The 19,623-nt window shown below is 71.1% G+C and carries 21 protein-coding genes; 12 read left to right on the forward strand and 9 right to left on the reverse strand.

Annotation, left to right across the window (positions count from 1 at the left end; genetic code table 11):
- Position 1: 1 nt before the first annotated feature.
- On the reverse strand, positions 2–178 hold the full coding sequence (locus ACFY7H_RS30425) for a hypothetical protein (RefSeq protein WP_388944655.1): 177 nt from the start codon (positions 176–178) through the stop codon (positions 2–4).
- A 69-nt stretch (positions 179–247) separates the two neighbouring features.
- Between ACFY7H_RS30425 and ACFY7H_RS30430 the strand changes: the two genes are divergently transcribed.
- From ACFY7H_RS30430 to moaA, 3 genes are all read left to right on the forward strand, one after another.
- Positions 248–610 carry a DUF485 domain-containing protein gene (locus tag ACFY7H_RS30430; protein WP_388944658.1) on the forward strand — a complete coding sequence of 121 codons (363 nt, stop codon included), beginning with the start codon at positions 248–250 and terminating at the stop codon, positions 608–610.
- Positions 607–2,244, forward strand: a complete 1,638-nt coding sequence (locus ACFY7H_RS30435) for a cation acetate symporter (RefSeq protein WP_388944661.1) — start codon at positions 607–609, stop codon at positions 2,242–2,244. The genes ACFY7H_RS30430 and ACFY7H_RS30435 overlap by 4 nt, the downstream gene beginning before the upstream one ends.
- Before the next feature lie 165 nt (positions 2,245–2,409).
- Positions 2,410–3,399, forward strand: a complete 990-nt coding sequence (moaA, locus tag ACFY7H_RS30440) for a GTP 3',8-cyclase MoaA (protein ID WP_388944664.1) — start codon at positions 2,410–2,412, stop codon at positions 3,397–3,399.
- Between the two features lie 31 nt (positions 3,400–3,430).
- Here the strand turns inward: moaA and ACFY7H_RS30445 are convergent, their stop codons facing one another.
- Both ACFY7H_RS30445 and ACFY7H_RS30450 read right to left on the reverse strand, forming a co-directional pair.
- Positions 3,431–3,664: a hypothetical protein gene (locus tag ACFY7H_RS30445; RefSeq protein WP_388944667.1), complete on the reverse strand. Its 234-nt coding sequence runs from the start codon at positions 3,662–3,664 to the stop codon at positions 3,431–3,433.
- A 137-nt stretch (positions 3,665–3,801) separates the two neighbouring features.
- Positions 3,802–4,134: a DUF3099 domain-containing protein gene (locus ACFY7H_RS30450; protein ID WP_388944670.1), complete on the reverse strand. Its 333-nt coding sequence runs from the start codon at positions 4,132–4,134 to the stop codon at positions 3,802–3,804.
- 180 nt (positions 4,135–4,314) lie between these two features.
- On the opposite strand from ACFY7H_RS30450, the gene ACFY7H_RS30455 reads away from it, so the two are divergent.
- Entirely contained in the window at positions 4,315–4,593 is a 279-nt protein-coding gene (locus ACFY7H_RS30455; RefSeq protein WP_388944673.1) for a GlsB/YeaQ/YmgE family stress response membrane protein, read from the forward strand.
- 72 nt (positions 4,594–4,665) lie between these two features.
- Here the strand turns inward: ACFY7H_RS30455 and tyrS are convergent, their stop codons facing one another.
- Genes tyrS through ACFY7H_RS30470 form a run of 3 tightly spaced genes read right to left on the reverse strand, consistent with a single transcriptional unit; the run spans position 4,666 to position 8,943 of the window.
- Complete coding sequence (gene tyrS, locus ACFY7H_RS30460) at positions 4,666–5,934, reverse strand: tyrosine--tRNA ligase (protein WP_388944676.1); 1,269 nt, start codon at positions 5,932–5,934, stop codon at positions 4,666–4,668.
- Between the two features lie 52 nt (positions 5,935–5,986).
- On the reverse strand, positions 5,987–7,381 hold the full coding sequence (locus tag ACFY7H_RS30465) for a metallopeptidase TldD-related protein (protein WP_388944679.1): 1,395 nt from the start codon (positions 7,379–7,381) through the stop codon (positions 5,987–5,989).
- Positions 7,381–8,943: a TldD/PmbA family protein gene (locus ACFY7H_RS30470; protein ID WP_388944682.1), complete on the reverse strand. Its 1,563-nt coding sequence runs from the start codon at positions 8,941–8,943 to the stop codon at positions 7,381–7,383. The genes ACFY7H_RS30465 and ACFY7H_RS30470 overlap by 1 nt, the downstream gene beginning before the upstream one ends.
- 145 nt (positions 8,944–9,088) lie before the next feature.
- Here ACFY7H_RS30470 and fabG point away from each other — a divergent pair, with 145 nt between their 5' ends.
- The 3 genes from fabG (at position 9,089) to ACFY7H_RS30485 (ending at position 11,242) form a co-directional block, all read left to right on the forward strand.
- On the forward strand, positions 9,089–9,808 hold the full coding sequence (gene fabG / locus ACFY7H_RS30475; RefSeq protein ID WP_388944685.1) for a 3-oxoacyl-[acyl-carrier-protein] reductase: 720 nt from the start codon (positions 9,089–9,091) through the stop codon (positions 9,806–9,808).
- Positions 9,809–9,813: 5 nt separating this feature from the next.
- Entirely contained in the window at positions 9,814–10,584 is a 771-nt protein-coding gene (gene fabI, locus ACFY7H_RS30480; RefSeq protein ID WP_388944688.1) for an enoyl-ACP reductase FabI, read from the forward strand.
- 223 nt (positions 10,585–10,807) lie between these two features.
- Positions 10,808–11,242 carry a hypothetical protein gene (locus ACFY7H_RS30485; RefSeq protein WP_388944691.1) on the forward strand — a complete coding sequence of 145 codons (435 nt, stop codon included), beginning with the start codon at positions 10,808–10,810 and terminating at the stop codon, positions 11,240–11,242.
- A 62-nt stretch (positions 11,243–11,304) separates the two neighbouring features.
- On the opposite strand, the gene ACFY7H_RS30490 is transcribed toward ACFY7H_RS30485, so the two are convergent.
- Positions 11,305–11,985, reverse strand: a complete 681-nt coding sequence (locus tag ACFY7H_RS30490) for a FadR/GntR family transcriptional regulator (RefSeq protein WP_388944694.1) — start codon at positions 11,983–11,985, stop codon at positions 11,305–11,307.
- Positions 11,986–12,111: 126 nt separating this feature from the next.
- Here ACFY7H_RS30490 and ACFY7H_RS30495 point away from each other — a divergent pair, with 126 nt between their 5' ends.
- From ACFY7H_RS30495 to ACFY7H_RS30510, 4 genes are all read left to right on the forward strand, one after another.
- Positions 12,112–13,398 carry a CynX/NimT family MFS transporter gene (locus ACFY7H_RS30495; RefSeq protein WP_388944697.1) on the forward strand — a complete coding sequence of 429 codons (1,287 nt, stop codon included), beginning with the start codon at positions 12,112–12,114 and terminating at the stop codon, positions 13,396–13,398.
- A gap of 5 nt (positions 13,399–13,403) precedes the next feature.
- On the forward strand, positions 13,404–13,523 hold the full coding sequence (locus ACFY7H_RS30500; RefSeq protein WP_388944700.1) for an SGM_5486 family transporter-associated protein: 120 nt from the start codon (positions 13,404–13,406) through the stop codon (positions 13,521–13,523).
- A 159-nt stretch (positions 13,524–13,682) separates the two neighbouring features.
- Positions 13,683–13,883 carry a hypothetical protein gene (locus ACFY7H_RS30505; protein ID WP_388944703.1) on the forward strand — a complete coding sequence of 67 codons (201 nt, stop codon included), beginning with the start codon at positions 13,683–13,685 and terminating at the stop codon, positions 13,881–13,883.
- An 86-nt stretch (positions 13,884–13,969) separates the two neighbouring features.
- The gene (locus ACFY7H_RS30510) at positions 13,970–14,491 is read left to right on the forward strand and encodes a SixA phosphatase family protein (RefSeq protein WP_388944706.1); all 522 of its coding nucleotides are present in this window, start codon (positions 13,970–13,972) and stop codon (positions 14,489–14,491) included.
- A gap of 99 nt (positions 14,492–14,590) precedes the next feature.
- Here the strand turns inward: ACFY7H_RS30510 and serB are convergent, their stop codons facing one another.
- On the reverse strand, positions 14,591–15,790 hold the full coding sequence (gene serB / locus ACFY7H_RS30515) for a phosphoserine phosphatase SerB (RefSeq protein ID WP_388944710.1): 1,200 nt from the start codon (positions 15,788–15,790) through the stop codon (positions 14,591–14,593).
- A gap of 387 nt (positions 15,791–16,177) precedes the next feature.
- On the opposite strand from serB, the gene ACFY7H_RS30520 reads away from it, so the two are divergent.
- Entirely contained in the window at positions 16,178–18,691 is a 2,514-nt protein-coding gene (locus ACFY7H_RS30520) for an FHA domain-containing protein (protein WP_388944713.1), read from the forward strand.
- Positions 18,692–18,790: 99 nt separating this feature from the next.
- Here ACFY7H_RS30520 and ACFY7H_RS30525 read toward each other — a convergent pair whose 3' ends face one another.
- Entirely contained in the window at positions 18,791–19,429 is a 639-nt protein-coding gene (locus ACFY7H_RS30525) for a transglycosylase SLT domain-containing protein (protein WP_388944717.1), read from the reverse strand.
- Positions 19,430–19,623: the final 194 nt, after the last annotated feature.

Here is a 19,623-nt window from a genome sequence, read left to right on the forward strand (position 1 = left end):
ATCATCCGTCAAAAAGCCGTCCGCGCGCGGTCGCGCGCGACGGGTTCATGACACGCGAACCTAGCGCCGACGTGCCTGATTGCGCCATGAGTTCGAGAAAGAAGTTCTTGAAGTAACAGTGGGTGTTGAACCGTCCCGACGCGCCGGCCGTGCCGTTGACAGGGGGGATCAGCGCCACCGTCCCCCCCACACGGAGGTTGTTTTGTCCGTCGTCCCCACCGCACCCGCGTCACAAGGAGAACCCCCCGTGACCACCGAAGCAGCAGCGCCGCCGCCGGGCGGCGCGGGACCGGTCCGCCCGTCGGCCGAAGAGTTCACGCGCGTCCAGCAGAGCCCGGAATTCGCCGAACTGCGCGGCTCCTACCGGTCGTTCGCCTTCCCGCTCACCGTGGCCTTCATCGCCTGGTACCTGCTCTACGTCCTGCTGTCCAGCTACGCGGGCGGCTTCATGGGGATCAGGCTCTTCGGCAACATCAACGTCGCTCTGGTCCTCGGCCTCGCCCAGTTCCTGACGACCTTCCTGATCGCCTGGCTGTACTCGCGGCACGCCGCCGCCAAGCTCGACCCCAAGGCCGAGGCCATCAAGGAACGCATGGAGGCCGGAGCATGACCACGAGCACGAGCGCGGTCCCCGCGGTGACGGTCGCCGCCGGGGCGGGCGAGCACCGCCCGCTGATCATCACCCTCTTCGGGCTGTTCGTCGTCGCCACCCTCATCATCACCGTCTGGGCCGGCCGCCAGACCAAGGACGCCGCCGACTTCTACGCGGGCGGCCGCCAGTTCACCGGGTTCCAGAACGGCCTGGCCATCTCCGGCGACTACATGTCCGCCGCGTCCTTCCTCGGCATCGCCGGGGCCATCGCGCTCTTCGGCTACGACGGCTTCCTGTACTCCATCGGCTTCCTCGTGGCCTGGCTGGTGGCCCTGCTGCTCGTCGCCGAGCCGCTGCGCAACTCCGGCCGCTACACGATGGGCGACGTCCTCGCGTACCGGATGCGCCAGCGGCCCGTCCGCACCGCCGCCGGCACCTCCACCATCGTGGTCTCGATCTTCTACCTGCTCGCCCAGATGGCCGGGGCCGGCGTGCTCGTCTCGCTGCTCCTGGGCATCACCAGCGACGGTGGCAAGGTCGCCGTCGTCGCCCTGGTCGGCCTGCTGATGATCGTCTACGTCACGATCGGCGGGATGAAGGGCACCACCTGGGTCCAGATGGTCAAGGCGGTCCTCCTCATCGCGGGCGCCCTGCTCATCACCTTCCTGGTGCTGCTGAAGTTCGACTTCAACATCTCCGCCCTGCTGGGCCAGGCCGCCGAGAACAGCGGCCAGGGCACCAAGTTCCTCGAGCCCGGGCTCAAGTACGGCAAGGACGGGCTCACCAAGCTGGACTTCATCTCCCTCGGCCTCGCCCTCGTCCTCGGCACCGCCGGTCTGCCGCACATCCTGATCCGCTTCTACACGGTCCCCACCGCCAAGGCCGCCCGCAAGTCCGTGAACTGGGCCATCGGCATCATCGGCGCCTTCTACCTGATGACGATCGCCCTCGGCTTCGGAGCCGCGGCCCTGCTCAACCGGGCCGACATCCTGGCCTCCAACAAGGCCGGCAACACCGCCGCACCGCTCCTCGCCCAGGAGATCGGCGGCGGCGCGGACTCCACCGGCGGCGCGATCCTGCTCGCGGTGATCTCGGCGGTGGCCTTCGCCACCATCCTCGCCGTGGTCGCGGGCCTGACCCTGGCCTCCTCGTCCTCCTTCGCGCACGACATCTACGTGAACGTCATCCGCAGGGGGAAGGCCACCGAGAAGGAGGAGGTGCGCGCCGCCCGCTGGTCCACCGTGGTCATCGGCGCCGTCGCCATCTTCCTCGGGGCCCTCGCCCGCGACATGAACGTCGCCGGCCTGGTCGCCCTCGCCTTCGCGGTCGCGGCCTCCGCCAACCTGCCGACCATCCTCTACAGCCTCTTCTGGAAGCGCTTCACCACCCGGGGCGCGCTGTGGTCGATCTACGGCGGGCTGATCTCGGCGGTCGGTCTCGTCCTCTTCTCGCCGGTCGTCTCGGGCAAGCCCACCTCGATGTTCAAGGACGCCGACTTCTACTGGTTCCCGCTGGAGAACCCGGGGATCATCTCCATCCCCCTCGGCTTCCTGCTGGGGTGGCTGGGAACGGTCCTCTCCAAGGAGGAGGCCGATCCGCAGAAGTTCGCCGAGCTGGAGGTGCGCTCCCTCACCGGCACCGGGGCCCACTGACCGGGGGCTCCCCGAGACCGTACGAACACCGTGCGTGGCCGCGTCGTACTTCCCTACGACGCGGCCACGTTACGTATCGTTCATTCGGGCATCCCTCCACGACACACGGGTCGCGTACGCTCGAGCCATAGAACCTCTAGAACCGGACAGGGGAGGGGGCCCACAGTGCTTCTCGACACGTACGGCCGCGTGGCCACTGACCTGCGCGTCTCACTCACCGACCGGTGCAACCTGCGGTGTACCTACTGCATGCCCGAGGAGGGCCTGCAGTGGCTGGGAAAGTCCGATCTGCTGAGTGACGACGAGATCGTCCGGCTGATCCGCATCGCCGTGACGAGCCTCGGCATCACCGAGGTCCGTTTCACCGGCGGCGAGCCGCTGCTGAGGCCCGGCCTGGTCGGGATCGTGGAACAGTGCGCGGCTCTGGAGCCCCGCCCCAGGATGTCGCTGACGACCAACGGCATCGGCCTCAAGCGCACCGCCCAGGCCCTCAAGGCCGCCGGCCTGGACAGGGTGAACGTTTCCCTGGACACCCTGCGGCCCGAGGTCTTCAAGACCCTCACCCGCCGCGACCGCCACCACGACGTCATCGACGGCATGGCCGCCGCCCGCGAGGCCGGCCTGACCCCCGTCAAGGTCAACGCCGTCCTGATGCCGGGGCTGAACGACGACGAGGCGCCCGACCTGCTTGCCTGGGCCGTGGAGAACGAGTACGAGCTCCGCTTCATCGAGCAGATGCCGCTGGACGCCCAGCACGGCTGGAAGCGCGAGGGCATGATCACCGCCGGGGACATCCTGGAGTCCCTGCGCACCCGCTTCACCCTCACCGAGGAGGGCGCCGAGGAGCGCGGCTCGGCCCCGGCCGAGCGCTGGCTGGTCGACGGCGGCCCGGCCACCGTCGGGGTCATCGCCTCCGTCACCCGCCCGTTCTGCGGCGCCTGCGACCGTACCCGGCTTACCGCCGACGGCCAGGTCCGTACGTGCCTGTTCGCCACCGAGGAGTCGGACCTGCGGTCCGCACTGCGCTCGGGCGCCCCGGACGAGGAGATCGCCCGCCTGTGGAAGGTGGCGATGTGGGGCAAGAAGGCCGGGTCCGGACTCGACGACCCGTCCTTCCTGCAGCCCGACCGCCCCATGTCGGCGATCGGCGGCTGACGCCTCCCGGCGGTCCCCCCGCCGACAGGATCTAGCGCTCGCGCTCGGAGCCCTCGGGCTGGACCCAGTCCTCCAGCCTCACGACGTCCTTGAGGAAGCCGCGGACCCCCAGGAACTGGGAGAGGTGTTCGCGGTGTTCCCCGCACGCCAGCCAGGTCTTGCGGCGCTCCGGCGCGTGCAGCTTCGGGTTGTTCCACGCCAGGACCCATACGGCCGCGTCGCGGCAGCCCTTGGCGGAGCAGGTCGGGGTTTCGGGAGAAGTCACGGCCCCAACCCTAGAACGGAACGGCGACGCCGGGCAGCCACGGGGGGAGCTGCCCGGCGTCGGTCCGTCGCTCCGACGGGGGATGCGGAGCGCGTAGGCAGTATGTCACGCACGACCCGGTGCGGTGCACCGGAACTTCATGATTGATCTGAGCTTTTATTGAGGTTTCCCGGGTCCAGTGCGGGGCGCACAGGGGCCGGCATGAAGTGCGAGGGCAGTGAGGGCGTCGATTCGCGCCCCGCGTTGGCGATGACGACGGCGATGTACGGCAGCAGCAGCCCGGCGGCCAGTGTCACGACGGCCACATGGCGCTCCACGTTCCACAGGATCACCGTGGCCACCACCGACAGGGTCCGGATCCCCATCGAGATGACGTAGCGGCGCTGGCGCCCCCGTACGTCCTCGGCCAGGCCCATCCGGGCTCCCGTGATACGGAAGACCTCGGGTCCGTTCCGCTTCGTCCGCTGCATGCTCCACCACCCGATCAGCCCGCCGGACGCTCCCGGTCCGGACCAGTCCACGGTACGCCGCTCCCGCTCGCGGGGAGGAGAGGGGGGTGTCCCCCGAACGGCAGTGTCCGAAATGCGCTGTACGCCGGATGGGCCGAGACTGGGCGCACATGCGCACAACGCGCCACGAGGAGGCTCGACATGCAATGGTTGTGGGCGATCATCGTCGGTTTCGTGCTGGGCCTCATCGCCCGGGCCGTCCTGCCCGGCAAGCAGCACCAGCCCCTCTGGCTGACCACCATCTTCGGCATCGTCGGCGCGGTCCTCGGCAACGCCGTCTCACGATGGATCGGCGTCGAGGACACCAAGGGCATCGACTGGATCCGGCACCTGCTCCAGCTCGCCGGAGCCGTCGTCGTCGTCGGCCTCGGCGACATGATCTACATGGCCCTCCGGGGCGGCAGGCGCCACACCGTCTGACGGCGGCGGCACGGCCGAGGGGCCGGTGCGGACGATGGAGTCCGCACCGGCCCCTCGGCCGTGTTCGTGTCCTCAGGCGCCGGTGACCTCCACCGCGGCGAGGTTCTTCTTGCCGCGGCGCAGCACCAGCCAGCGCCCGTGCAGCAGGTCCTCCGGCGAGGGGACCGCGTCCTCGGCGGTGACCTTCGCGTTGTTCACGTAGGCGCCGCCCTCCTTCACCGTCCGGCGGGCCGCGGACTTGCTGGCGACCAGGCCCGTCTCGGCGAACAGGTCCACGACCGGGCCCAGCTCGGAGACCCGGGCGTGCGGCAGCTCGGAGAGGGCCGCGGCCAGCGTGGCCTCGTCCAGCTCCGCGAGCTCGCCCTGGCCGAACAGCGCCTTCGACGCGGCGATCACGGCGGCGCACTGGTCCGCGCCGTGCACCAGCGTGGTCAGCTCCTCCGCCAGCGCCCGCTGGGCCGCCCGCGCCTGCGGACGCTCCGCGGTCTGCGCCTCCAGCTCCACCAACTCCTCACGGGACCTGAAGGACAGGATCCGCATGTAGGTGGAGATGTCCCGGTCGTCCACGTTCAGCCAGAACTGGTAGAAGGCGTACGGGGTGGTCATCTCCGGGTCGAGCCAGACGGCCCCGCTCTCGGACTTGCCGAACTTGGTGCCGTCCGCCTTCACCATCAGCGGGGTCGCCATCGCGTGCACCTGCGCGCCCGGCTCCACCCGGTGGATCAGGTCGAGGCCCGCCGTCAGGTTGCCCCACTGGTCGGAGCCGCCCTGCTGGAGGGTGCAGCCGTAGCGGCGGTACAGCTCCAGGAAGTCCATGCCCTGGAGCAGCTGGTAGCTGAACTCCGTGTAGCTGATGCCCTGCTCGGAGTCCAGCCGCTTGGCGACCGAGTCCTTCGTCAGCATCTTGTTGACGCGGAAGTGCTTGCCGATGTCCCGCAGGAACTCGATGGCGGACAGGCCCGCCGTCCAGTCCAGGTTGTTCACCATGACCGCCGCGTTCTCGCCCTCGAAGGACAGGAACGGCTCGATCTGCGTGCGCAGCCGGTTCACCCAGTTCGCGACCGTCTCCGGGTCGTTCAGGGTCCGCTCCGCCGTCGGGCGCGGGTCACCGATCTGACCGGTGGCCCCGCCGACCAGCGCCAGCGGCCGGTGGCCGGCCTGCTGGAGCCGGCGCACGGTGAGCACCTGCACCAGGTGCCCCACGTGCAGGGAGGCCGCGGTCGGGTCGAAGCCGCAATAGAACGTGACCGGACCGTCCGCGAAGGCCTTGCGCAGCGCTTCTTCGTCAGTGGACTGGGCGAACAGCCCGCGCCACTTCAGTTCGTCGACGATGTCCGTCACGGTCTCTCGACTCCTTGCGAAATGTGGAAATGCCGAGCTCAGTCTAGGTGGATCAGACGCCCTTGCTGACCGAACTCATGTTGAAGTCCGGGATGCGGACAGGAGGCATGGCGGCCCGCGTGAACCAGTCGCCCCACTCGCGCGGAAGGGTCCTCTCGGTCCGCCCCGCCTCCGAGGCCCGCGACAGCAGGTCCACCGGCGACTCGTTGAACCGGAAGTTGTTGACCTCGCCCGTGACCTGCCCGTTCTCCACCAGGTACACCCCGTCCCGGGTCAGGCCCGTGAGCAGCAGCGTGGCCGGGTCGACCTCGCGGATGTACCAGAGGCAGGTCAGCAGCAGACCCCGCTCGGTGCCCGCCACCATCTCCTCCAGGGACTTCTCGCCGCCCCCGTCCAGGATCAGGTTCCCGAAGGCCGGGGAGAGCGGCAGCCCGGTCAGCGCGGCGCTGTGCCGGGTCGTGGTCAGCCGCGCCAGTTCCCCCTCGCGGATCCATTCCGTCGCCGGGACGGGCAGGCCGTTGTCGAAGACCGACGCGTCGTCGCCCGAGCTGTGCGCGATCACGAACGGCGCGGACTCCAGGCCCGGCGCGTTCGGGTCGCTGCGCAGGGTCAGCGGCAGCCGCGAGAGCCGCTCCCCGATCCGGGTGCCGCCGCCGGGCCTGGAGAAGACCGTCCGGCCCTCCACCGCGTCCCGGGCCGCCGCCGACCACATCTGGTAGATCAGCAGGTCGGCCACCGCGGTCGGCGGCAGCAGGGTCTCGTACCGGCCGGCGGGCAGCTCGACCTTCCGCTCCGCCCAGCCCAGGCGTACGGCGAGCTCCGCGTCCAGGGCGGTCGGATCCACGTCCTTGAAGTCGCGGGTGGCCCGGCCGGCCCAGGCCGAACGCAGCCGGTCCGGGGACTTGGCGTTGAGCTCCAGGGTGCCGTTCGGCTGGTCGTGGCGCAGCCGTAGCCCGGCCGAGGTGCCGACGTACGTGGAGGTCATCTCGTGGTTGGCGAAGCCGTACAGCTCGCGGCCGCCCGCGCGGGCCCGGGCGAAGGCCTCGCCGAGGGCCGGGGCGAAGTCGGCGAACACCGCCGAGGAGGTCTCGTCCGGCGCGTCGGCGAAGTCCGGGGAGGCCGGGGTTCCGGTCACCAGCGGCTGGGCGTCCTCGGCGGGCCCGGCCGCCCGCGCGGCCGCCTCGGCGGCCCGCACCAGCGGCTCCAGGTCGGCGGCGGTGACGGCGGAGCGCGAGACGACCCCCGAGGCCGTGCCCTCCTTGCCGTCGACCGTGGCGATGACCGTCAGGGTCCGGCCGCGGGTGACCCCGTTGGTGGTGAGCGCGTTGCCGGCCCAGCGCAGGTTGGCGCTGGACTCCTCGTCCGCGATGACGACGCAGCCGTCGGCGGTGGACAGCTCCAGGGCCCGCTCGACGATCTCGTGGGGCTTCGTGCGGTTCGGCGACATCAGCGTCCGGCCTCCTGGGTGGTGTTCAAGATGTTCACGTCGCGGAACAGGGCCGACGGGCAGCCGTGCGAGACCGCCGCGACCTGGCCCGGCTGGGCCTTGCCGCAGTTGAAGGCGCCGCCCAGGACGTAGGTCTGCGGGCCGCCGACCTTCTCCATCGAGCCCCAGAATTCGGTGGTCGTGGCCTGGTACGCGACGTCGCGCAGCTGCCCGGCCAGCCGGCCGTTCTCGATCCGGAAGAAGCGCTGCCCGGTGAACTGGAAGTTGTAACGCTGCATGTCGATGGACCAGGAGCGGTCGCCGACCACGTAGATCCCGCGCTCCACCCCGCCGATCAGGTCCTCGGTGGAGAGCCCGCCCGGATCCGGCTGGAGCGAGACGTTCGCCATCCGCTGCACCGGCACGTGCCCGGGGGAGTCGGCGTAGGCGCAGCCGTTGGAGCGGCCGAGGCCGGTCAGCCGGGCGATGCGCCGGTCGGTCTGGTAGCCGGTCAGGACGCCGTCCTTGACCAGGTCCCAGCTCTGCGCCTCGACGCCCTCGTCGTCGTAGCCGATGGTCGCCAGGCCGTGCTCGGCGGTGCGGTCCCCGGTCACGTTCATGATCGAGGAGCCGTACTTGAGCGTGCCCAGCCGGTCGAAGGTGGCGAAGGAGGTCCCCGCGTACGCCGCCTCGTAGCCCAGCGCCCGGTCGAGCTCGGTGGCGTGGCCGATGGACTCGTGGATGGTGAGCCACAGGTTGGACGGGTCCACGACCAGGTCGTAGCGCCCGGCCTCGACGCCGGGGGCCCGCATCTTCTCCGCGAGGAGGGCGGGGATCTGCTCCAGCTCGGCGTCCCAGTCCCAGCCGGTGCCGGTCAGGTACTCCCAGCCGCGCCCGGCGGGCGGGGCGATGGTGCGCATGGAGTCGAACTCGCCGGTGGTGCCGTTGACGGCGACCGCGGTGAGCTGCGGGTGCAGGCGCACCCGCTGCTGGGTGGTGGAGGTGCCCGCGGTATCGGCGTAGAACTTGTTCTCGTGGACGGCGAGCAGCGAGGCGTCGACGTGCGCGACGCCCGCGGCCGCCAGCAGCCGCGCGCTCCAGTCGGCGAGCAGGGCCGACTTCTCGGCGTCCGGTACCTCGAAGGGGTTCACGTCGTAGGCGGAGATCCAGGTCTTCTCCGCGTGCACCGGCTCCTCGGCCAGCTCCACCCGCTCGTCGGAGCCGGCGGCCTTGATCACCTGGGCCGACAGCTTCGCCATGGCCACGGCCTGCGAGGCCACCTTGGCGGCGCCGTCCATGGTCAGGTCCACGCCGGAGGCGAAGCCCCAGCTGCCGCCGTGCACCACCCGGACCGCGTAACCGAGGTCGGTGGTGTCGGAGCCGCCGGAGGGCTTGGCGTCGCGCAGCCGCCAGGAGGCGCTGCGGATCCGCTCGAGCCGGAAGTCGGCATGGTCGGCGCCCAGCGCGCGCGCCCGGGCGAGTGCCGCGTCGGCGAGAGCCCGCAGGGGCAGCGCGGTGAAAGCCGCGTCGATGGAATGGGGCACGGGAGTCCTCCCGGGGTCGGGGCCGGTCGCCCCGATCATGTCGCGCCCGGAGCCACTGTGCCTACCTCTTTCTGTAGGGACTCGACAGAGCCCGTCGCGAGGCCCTGTCGGAGCCCGATTCTCCGGATGACCGGCCCGGCCTATAGGTTTTTGCTATTCAGACCGCTAGGGAAAGGGTGATCCGTTGAGCCGCTCGGTTCTCGTCACCGGAGGAAACCGGGGCATCGGCCTCGCCATCGCCCGAGCCTTCGCAGAGGCCGGCGACAAGGTCGCCATCACGTACCGCTCGGGAGAGCCCCCCCAGGAGCTCACCTCGCTCGGTGTGCTGGCGGTGCGCTGCGACATCACCGATTCCGAGCAGGTGGAGCAGGCCTACAAGGAGATCGAGGAGAAGCACGGCAACGTCGAGGTGCTGGTGGCCAACGCCGGCATCACCAAGGACACGCTGCTGATGCGGATGTCGGAGGAGGACTTCGCGTCCGTCGTCGACACCAACCTCACCGGCACCTTCCGGGTGGTCAAGCGCGCCAACCGCGGCATGCTCCGGGCCAAGAAGGGCCGCGTCGTCCTGATCTCCTCGGTCGTCGGCCTGCTGGGCTCGGCCGGCCAGGCTAACTACGCCGCCTCCAAGGCGGCCCTGGTGGGCTTCGCCCGCTCGCTCGCCCGCGAGCTGGGCTCCCGCAACATCACCTTCAACGTGGTCGCCCCCGGCTTCGTGGACACCGACATGACGAAGGTGCTCACCGACGAGCAGCGCGCGGCCATCGTGGCGAACGTGCCGCTCGCCCGCTACGCGCGGCCCGAGGAGATCGCGGCGGCCGTCAGCTTCCTGGCGTCCGACGACGCCGCGTACATCACAGGAGCCGTCATTCCCGTTGACGGCGGATTGGGCATGGGTCACTGATCACCATGAGCGGAATTCTCGAGGGCAAGCGCATCCTCATCACCGGGGTGCTGATGGAGTCGTCCATCGCTTTCCACACCGCCAGGCTGGCCCAGGAGCAGGGCGCCGAGGTCATCCTCACGGCGTTCCCGCGGCCGACGCTGACCGAGCGCATCGCCAAGAAGCTGCCCAAGCCGGTCAAGGTGATCGAGCTCGACGTCACCAACGACGAGCACCTGGCCCGTCTGGAGCAGCTCGTCCGTGACGAGCTCGGCGGCCTCGACGGGGTCGTGCACTCCATCGGCTTCGCCCCGCAGGACGCCCTCGGCGGCAACTTCCTGAACACCCCGTTCGAGTCGGTGGCCACCGCCATGCACGTCTCGGCGTTCTCGCTGAAGTCGCTGACCATGGCCTGCAAGCCGCTGTTCCCGGCGGAGGGCGCGGCCGTCGTCGGCCTCACCTTCGACGCGCAGTACGCCTGGCCGCAGTACGACTGGATGGGCCCGGCCAAGGCCGCCCTGGAGGCCACCAGCCGCTACCTCGCCCGTGACCTGGGCAAGGAGAACATCCGCTGCAACCTGGTGTCGGCCGGTCCGATCGGCTCGATGGCCGCCAAGTCCATCCCGGGCTTCTCGGAGCTGGCGGACGTCTGGAACTCCCGCTCGATGCTGGAGTGGGACATGAGCGACCCGGAGCCGGCGGGCAAGGGCGTCGTGGCCCTGCTGTCGGACTGGTTCCCCAAGACCACCGGCGAGATCGTCCACGTGGACGGCGGCCTGCACGCGATGGGTGCCTGATCCCGGACCGTCCCCCCGTACGGCGGTGGCCGCGCCTTCCTCCCGGAAGGCGCGGCCACCGCCGTTTCCGTGCGCGGAGCCGGGAGCGGGGGCCGGTCGCGCGGCCGCGTTCGTTCGGATGTCCGGCGCCCGGCCGGATCTTCCCGAGTCGAAAACCGGGACACATGCCTGCAAAATGACCATGCCGGGATCTTCCCGGTGTGTGCGGGGAGGAGGTCCGGCCATGCGCGCGAGGCCGAGCCGAGCGGTATCGCTGCTGGTCACCTCGGTGGTCCTGACCGGCCTCCTGGGCCCCGGCGCCCTCGCCCAGCCCGGCGTACGGGAACCCGTGCCCGGCCCCGAAGCGGGCGCCCCGGCCGTCGTGGACCTCCAGGACATCCCCGCCGAGCCACCCGTACGGCCCGCCCGGACGCCCGCGGCGGAACTCTTCGGCTCCGACTGCGACACCGAGATCACCGGCTCGACGGTGGTGGCCTCCTGCCACAACGCCTACCCCCGGACCGACCTGCTCCGCCTCCATGTGGAGTGCGAGCGCTGGTGGGACCTGGACGCGGACGGCGCCCTCGTCCCCCTGGATCCGGCCGGCCGCACCCGGCTCGCGGGCCGCTGCTGGAAGGAGGTCCGCACGGCCTGGGTGAGCCACCAGCGCACCCCCTGAGCCCGCGCCCCGGCGGCCCCGTGTGCGTCAGGGGCCTCAGGGGCTTCAGGGGCCTCAGGGCCTCAGGAAGGGGCGCCCTTGCCCAGGCAGGCGAAGGGGTAGCCCGCGGCCTCCGCCGCGGCCGTGTCCGCGTCCCCGCGCCGGATCGCCTCGATCAGGCGGGCGTGGTCCAGGTGGTCCGCCGGGTCCAGCTCGGTGCCGACGTCCGTCCGCAGCCAGTCCGCGACGAGGTCGCCGAGGTCCGCGTACAGCCCGGTCAGCACCTCGTTGTGCGAGGCCGTCACCACCGCCATGTGCAGGCTCACGTCCGCCGCCACGAACAGCTCCGCGTCCCCGCTCTCCCACGCCTCCTCGCGCCGCGCCAGCAGCGCGTCCAGCTGTACGAGGTCCCGCTCGGTCCGCCGCTCCGCCGCCAGCCGGGCCGCCGCGGACTCCAGCGTCGAGCGCAGCTCCGCGACGTGCCGCGGGTCGGCCCCGGCGAAGCGCCGGTGCATCACCCCGGCGAGTTCGCTGGTGGCGAGCACGTACGTACCCGAACCCTGGCGGATGTCGAGGAGCCCGTTGTGCGCGAGGGCGCGTACCGCCTCCCGCACGGTGTTGCGGGCGACGCCCAGCAGCTCCACCAGCTCGGGCTCGGTGGGGATCCGGCTCCCGACCGGCCATTCGCCGGAGGTGATCTGGTTCCTCAGCTGGGCGATCACCTGATCGACGAGCGCGGAGCGCCGGGGCGAGGTCAGCGGCATGGCGGGTGGAACCCCCTCGGGGTCGGCTGGAGCGGAGCTGGGGCCGGGACGGACGGGCCCGTGCGGGACCGTCCCGGTCCGTCCGCGACTGGACAACCAATCATCCCATGATTCTATGATGGCGGGATGCGTGACGAAGACATCCAGACCATGAACCGCCCGGCGGTCGCGGACGGCGGCCCCGCACGGCCCGCTCCCGCCGCGCCCGAAGCCGCCCCCGCGTGGCTGGGCCCGGTGCTCATCGTCGGGATCGTGCTGGCCGCCCTCAACCTGCGGCCGGCCATCACCAGCCTCGGCGCCCTCTTCGAGGAGGCCCGCACCGGTCTCCGCATGAGCGGCACCGTCGCCGGGCTCATCACCTCGGTCCCCGCACTCTGCTTCGCCGTCTTCGGCATCACCGCGCCCCGGCTCTCGCGCCGCTTCGGCCCGGCCGCCGTCGTCTGCGCCGGCATGGCCGCCGTCGCCGCCGGCCTGCTGATCCGCCCCTTCGCGGACAGCGCCGCCGGCTTCCTCGCCGCCAGCGCCCTGTCCCTGGCGGGCATCGCCCTGACCAACGTGCTGCTCCCGGTGATCGTCAAGCGCTACTTCCCGGACCGCGTCGGCACCATGACCGGCCTCTACTCCATGGCCCTGGCCGCCGGGACCTCCCTCGCCGCCGCCGCGACCGTCCCGCTGACCGGCGCCCTCGGCGGCAGCTGGCGCACCGGCCTGCTGATCTGGGCCGGCCTCGCCCTGGCCGCCGTACTGCCCTGGCTGCCCGTCGCCGCCGCGAGCCGCCGCGAGAGGGCCGCGGCGCCCGCCGCCGCGACCGCCGCGACCGGCCCCTCCGTCGTCCGCAGCCGCACCGCCTGGGCCCTCGCCTGCTACTTCGGCCTCCAGGCCACCGGCGCCTACGTCACCATGGGCTGGCTCCCGCAGATCTTCCGCGACGCGGGCGTCTCCGCCTCCACCGCCGGCGTGCTGCTCGCCGTCACCATGGTCATGGGCGTCCCCCTGGCCTTCGTCATCCCCGGCCTCGCCGGACGCATGCGCAACCAGGGCCCCATCGCCGTCGTCCTCGGCGTCTTCGGCCTCATCGGCTACCTCGGGCTCTACCTCGCTCCCGCCGCCGGAGCCTGGGCCTGGGCGCTGCTGCTCGGCATCTCCAACTGCGCCTTCCCCCTCGTCATCACGATGATCGGGCTGCGCGCCAAGTCCCCGGCCGGAGTCGTCAAGCTCTCCGCGTTCGCCCAGAGCACCGGGTACCTCATCTCCATCCCCGGCCCCCTGGTCATCGGCACCCTCTACCAGCACAGCGGCGGCTGGGACCTGCCACTGGCCCTGATGGCGGGCCTCCTCGTCCCCCAGGTCGTCCTCGGCCTCCTCGCGGGCCGGGACCGCACGATCGAGGACGAATGCGGCATGCGAGACTGAACGGCATGTCGCCCGTACTCGAACCCAACCCGCAGAACGGCCACAGGAAGCTCGGCCTCGTGCTCGGCGCGATGCTCCTGGTGTCCGTGATCATCTCCGTCATCGCGACCGTCGCCTCCCCCTGACACCGGTGACCCCGGCGGGTGGTGGGGATAACCCCACCACCCCCTAGGGGGCCAGGTTCAGGGTTGCCTGGGGTGCGCCCCGGATGGGAACCGCCCCTTCGGATCCATAGGTTCGAAGGAGAGCGAGCCCGTCCCACCCCGCACACCCAGGAGGCGGCCATGTCGGCCCCCGCACACCCGTCCGGCCCCCGCACCAGCGCCCCCGGCACCCGGCTGCACTGGTGGACGCTGGCGCTGCCCGCCCTCGCCTTCGGCCTCCTCCTGCTCCTCCTCGCCGGTTCCGGCCAGGCACACGCCGCCGCCGGAGAGGGCTCCGCCCTGGTCCAGGTCACCCACCAGCTGCTGCGCGCCGTCGGCTGACCCGTGCGCGGGACACGTCCCACCGAGGGGGGAAGGCCCCCCAACACCCTGCGCCCGGCAGCCCGTTTCATGCGAAGCTGGGAGCCATGAGCGCCGACACACCCCGCAGGATCGCCCTCCTCCGGCACGCCAAGGCCGACTGGCCGCAGGTGTCCGACCACGACCGCCCGCTGGCGGAACGCGGCCGCAAGGACGCGCCCGCCGTCGGACTGAAGCTGGCCGAGACCGGCATCACCTTCGACCTGGCCCTCTGCTCCACCGCCGCCCGCACCCGGGAGACCTGGAAGCTCGCCGTCCAGGAACTCCCCTCCCGGCCGAAGACCGTGTACGAGGACAGGCTCTACGAAGCCTCGCCGGGCGAGCTCATCGCCCTGCTGAACGAGACCCCCGACGAGGTGTCCGACGTCCTCGTCATCGGCCACAACCCCGGCATGCACGCCCTCGCCGACGGCCTGTGCGGACGCGCCGAGGGCGACGCCCTGTCACGGATGACCCGTACGGGCTTCCCGACCGCCGCGCTGGCCATCGTCTCCTTCACCGGCCCGTGGAAGTCCCTCGAACTCGGGGCGTGCACCCTGCTGGACTACTGGACGCCCAAGGAGCACTGAGCCCGAGCCCCCTACGTGGCCCGAGCACCACGCAAGGACGTACGCCCGGCCGGAGACGATCCGGCCGGGCGTACGGGGGTGAGGGCGGGCGAAGGGGCCTCAGGCCAGGTTCGCCGCTTCCACTTCCTCACGCGTGACGCCGAGCAGGTACAGCACCGCGTCCAGGAAGGGCACGTTCACGGCGGTGTGGGCGGCCTCGCGGACCACCGGCTTGGCGTTGAAGGCGACGCCCAGGCCGGCCGCGTTCAGCATGTCCAGGTCATTGGCGCCGTCACCGATCGCCACCGTCTGCGACAGCGGCACCCCGGCCTCCTCCGCGAAGCGGCGCAGCAGCCGGGCCTTGCCCGCCCGGTCCACGATCTCGCCGGTGACCCTGCCGGTCAGCTTCCCGTCGACGATCTCCAGGGTGTTGGCCGAGGCGAAGTCCAGCCCCAGCCGCTCCCGCAGGTCGTCCGTCACCTGGGTGAACCCGCCCGAGACCACGCCCACCTGGTAGCCCAGCATCTTCAGGGTCCGGATCAGGGTCCGCGCGCCCGGCGTCAGCCGCACCTCCGAGCGGACCTTGTCCACCACCGACGCGTCCAGCCCCGCCAGCAGCGCGACCCGGGCGTGCAGGGACTGCTCGAAGTCCAGCTCGCCGCGCATGGCGCGCTCGGTCACCTCGGCCACCTCGGCCTCGCAGCCGGCGTGCGCGGCGAAGAGCTCGATGACCTCGTCCTGGATCAGGGTCGAGTCCACGTCCATGACCACGAGCCGCTGCGCCCGGCGGTGCAGCCCGGCCGAGACCACGGCCACGTCGACACCGATCTGCGCGGCGGTGGTGGCCAGGGCGGTGCGCAGCGGCTCCGTCTCGACGCCGGAGACGGCGAACTCGACCGCCGTCACCGGGTACTTCGCGAGCCGGAAGATACGGTCGATGTTGCCGCCGGCCGCGGTGATCCGGGCGGCGATGGTCGCCGTGGACTCGGCGGTGAGGGGGTGTCCCAGAACGGTGACGTGGGAGCGGCCGCTGCCGCGGGGCCGGTTGTCACCGGTACCGGAGATGATCTCCGCCTGCAGCTTGAGCGACTCGGCCCAGCTGTGCACGGTGGAGCGCAGCCCGCCCTCGGAGCCGGCGGCGGGCTTGGTGACGAGGGCGCACAGGACGATGCGGCCGCGGGTGACGACCTGCTCGATGTCGACGACATCGACGGAGTAGGCGGCGAGGGTGTCGAACAGCCCGGCGGTGATCCCGGGACGGTCCTTGCCGAAGATCTTGACGAGGAGGGTGGGGACGTCGGAGGTCTGCGAAGCGCTCATGGTGCTCACACCGTATCTTCCCGCCCCCCGGCCCCGGACCCCCGTCCCACCCTTCAGACGCCGCGCTTCGCCGCGCCCCGCGGCGGCCCCGGCCTCCGGCCGCCTCCGCGCCCGGCCGCTGCCCGGCCCCGCCCCGGGGCGGGGCCGGCGCGGCGACGTGAAACCGGCGGGGGCCGGCGTCAGGAAGGCGAGAAGTCCCGTATCGCACTCTCCGGGTGCCTTTCGACCCCGTCAGCGGGCTCGCGGAGGGGCCGGCGGAAGGCCCCGATTCCACATGTGGCCCCAGGCCTGAAATAGTTCCCCCGGATGTTCGCCATCCCTAGACTCCCTGACGTCGTTCTCCCTGGACGCCAGGGGGATTCTCGGGGGACCTTAAGTGGGGCTGGAGTGCCGGAACTCGTACTGGAATTGAACGGAAGGACCTGGACGCTCGATCCGTCCAGGTCGTACTCGCTGGGGCGCGATCCCCAGGGAGACGTGGTGATCGACGATGCGCGGGTGTCGTGGCGGCACGCCACCATCGGCTGGAACGGCCGGGGTTGGGCCATTGAGGACCACGGCAGCACCAACGGTACCTACGTGCACGGCGCGCGGGTCCAGCAGACGGAGCTCGTGCCCGGTACGCCGGTGCACCTGGGCAACGCGACCGACGGCCCGCGGCTGAATATCAGCGGCGCCGCCGCGGCGGCTCCGCAGCCGGCCTACCAGGCTCCGGCCGCGCGGGCGCAGCAGCAGGCGCAGGCCCCGGCGTACCAGGCCCCGGTGCAGCAGCAGCCGCAGCAGCCCGCCTGGGAGCAGCAGCACCAGCAGCACCAGCAGCACCAGCAGCCGTACGTGCCGCAGCAGCAGGGCGGCGGCGGTCCCGCGCAGTCCGCGGCCCCGGGCTACAGCGACCACCGCAGCCCGACGACGTTCCACCAGATCGCCGTCGGCCGCGTCATGCGCATCGGCCGTGCCCTGGAGAACGAGCTCGTCGTCTCGGACCTCCAGGTCTCGCGCCACCACGCGGAGTTCCGCTCCACCGGCGGCCGCTTCGAGATCCACGACCTCGGCAGCCACAACGGCACTTACGTCAACGGCCAGCCGCTGCCCAAGTCCGGCACCGCGCTGCTCGGCCCGAACGACATCGTCGGCGTCGGCCACTCGACGTTCCGGATCGTCGGTGACCGGCTCGAGGAGTTCGTCGACACCGGTGACGTCTCCTTCTCGGCCCGCCACCTCACGGTCACCGTCGACGGCGGCAAGCAGATCCTCAAGGACGTCACCTTCGGCGTCCCGGAGAAGTCGCTCATCGGCGTCATCGGCCCCTCCGGCTCCGGCAAGTCGACGCTCCTGAAGGCGCTCACCGGCTACCGGCCCGCCGACCAGGGTGACGTCCTCTACGACAACCGCAACCTGTACAAGCAGTTCGCGGAACTCCGCCAGCGCATCGGCCTGGTCCCGCAGGACGACATCCTGCACAAGGAACTGAAGGTCAGCACGGCCCTCAAGTACGCGGCCAAGCTGCGCTTCCCCGGCGACACCGCCGAGTCCGAGCGCGCCGCCCGCATCGACGAGGTGCTGCGCGAGCTCAAGCTCGACATCCACAAGGACAAGAGGATCACCTCGCTCTCCGGTGGTCAGCGCAAGCGCGTGTCGGTGGCCCTGGAGCTGCTGACCAAGCCCTCGCTGATCTTCCTGGACGAGCCGACCTCCGGCCTCGACCCGGGCATGGACCGCGACGTCATGCAGCTGCTGCGCGCCCTCGCCGACGACGGCCGCACGGTCCTCGTCGTCACCCACTCGGTCGCCGAGCTGGCCCTGTGCGACAAGCTGCTGGTCATGGCCCCGGGCGGGTCCGTCGCGTACTTCGGCCCGCCGGACGAGGCGCTGAACTTCTTCGGCTACACCACCTGGGCCGACGTGTTCTCCGCCTTCGAGAACTACCGCGACTACGACTGGGCCGGCCGCTGGAAGGGCTCGCAGCACTACCAGCTCTACGCCGCGGACCTCGACGCGGTCGCCCCGCAGCAGGTCGCGATGCCCTCGCCGCAGCAGATGAACCCGCCGAAGCCGCAGGGCTGGGGCTCGCAGCTGTGGACGCTGATGCGCCGCTACGTCTCGGTGATCGTCTCCGACAAGGGCTTCCTGGCCCTGATGGTGCTGATGCCGGCCGTCCTCGGCTTCGTGTCCACCGTGATCCCCGCCAAGTTCGGCCTGGCCCCGCCGACCCCGCCGTCCCGCTTCAACGGCGACGCGGGCACGATCATGCTGATCCTCGCGGTCGGCATGTGCTTCTCGGGCGCGGCCAACTCGGTCCGTGAGCTGATCAAGGAACGGGTCATCTACGAGCGCGAGCGCGCGACCGGCCTGTCGCGGTCGGCGTACCTCATGTCGAAGGTGATCGTCCTCGGCGTGATCACGATGATCCAGGGCGTGATCATCTGCGCCATCGCCTTCACCCCGCGCAAGCTGCCCGCCGAGGGCCTGTTCATGAGCCCGGCCGTCGAGCTGTGCGTCTCGGTCACCGCGCTCGGCTTCACCGCGATGATGTTCGGCCTCGTGATCTCCTCGCTGGTGAAGACCGCCGAGAAGACCATGCCGCTGCTCGTCATGTTCGCGATCGTCCAGGTCGTCTTCACCGGTGTCCTGTTCCAGCTGTACGACAAGATCGGTCTGGAGCAGTTCGCCTACCTGATGCCGTCCCGCTGGGCCATCGGCGCCGCCGGAACCACCCTGAACCTGGGCAAGCTCATGGCGCCGTGGGACCCGCAGAACCCCACCAACACCGACCCGCTGTGGGACCACACCGCCGGCCAGTGGTTCATGGACGTCACCGTCCTGCTGCTGCTCGGCATCATCTGCGGCTTCGCGGTCGCGCGCCTGCTGCGCCGCCACGAGCCCGAGGTCATGCGCAAGTAGCGGGCCCGGCCTCCCGCCGCCACGCGCAACGCCTCAGGGCGGCACCCGGAACTCCGGGGGCCGCCCTGAGGCGCATGGGGGGTATGGGGGGTGAGGCGCTCAGTACGCGCTGTTCACGTTGTCCATGGAGCCGTAGCGGTCGGCGGCGTAGTTGCACGCGGCGACGATGTTCGCGACCGGGTCGTACTGGTCGAACTTGGTGCCCTTGACGTGGTACGCCTTGAAGGTGGGGGCGATCACCTGGAGCAGGCCCTTGGACGGGATGCCGTTCTGCGCGTTGATGTCCCACAGGTTGATCGCGCGGGGGTTGCCGCTCGACTCGCGCATGATGTTGCGGTGGATGCCGGAGTAGCTGCCGGGGATGCCCTCGCGCTTCATGATGAAGAGCGCTTCCTTGATCCAGCCGTCGAGGTTGTTCGCGAAGACCGGGGTGCGGGCCGCGGAACGGCTGGCGGCCGCCTTGGCCTCGCGGTCCTTCTTCGCCTGGGCCTCGGCCTTGGCCTTCGCCGCGTCCTTGGCCTTCTGGTCGGCGACGACCTGCTGGGCGCCGAGGTGCTTCTGCACGGACTGGGTCCAGGCGACCGGGGCGGCCTCGAACGTCTGAGCCTGAGCGCTCTCGGCACCGGCGGGGACGAGGGAGAAGGCGAGGGCGGCGGCACCGAGGGTGGCGACACCGGCGATCGACAGCTTGTGCGCCTTCGTCAGACGACTGTGACCGGGAGTGCTGGAAGCAGACATGCGAAGCAACCTCTTCGAATAGCGGGGGCCGCAGGAAAGCGCCGCTCGGATCCGGGATCCGCGGCGCTGTGCGACGGGTGCCATTCTTAGCGGCGGCAAAATCAGCTGGCAAAGGTGTGACGTACGATCCCGCTTAGTGGATCACGCCCGCCCGGTGAAGCGGCATTTGCGCCCCAGCCGCTAGGCGCGGCAGC

Source organism: Streptomyces sp. NPDC012794, assembly GCF_042901085.1.
GTDB lineage: Bacteria > Actinomycetota > Actinomycetes > Streptomycetales > Streptomycetaceae > Streptomyces.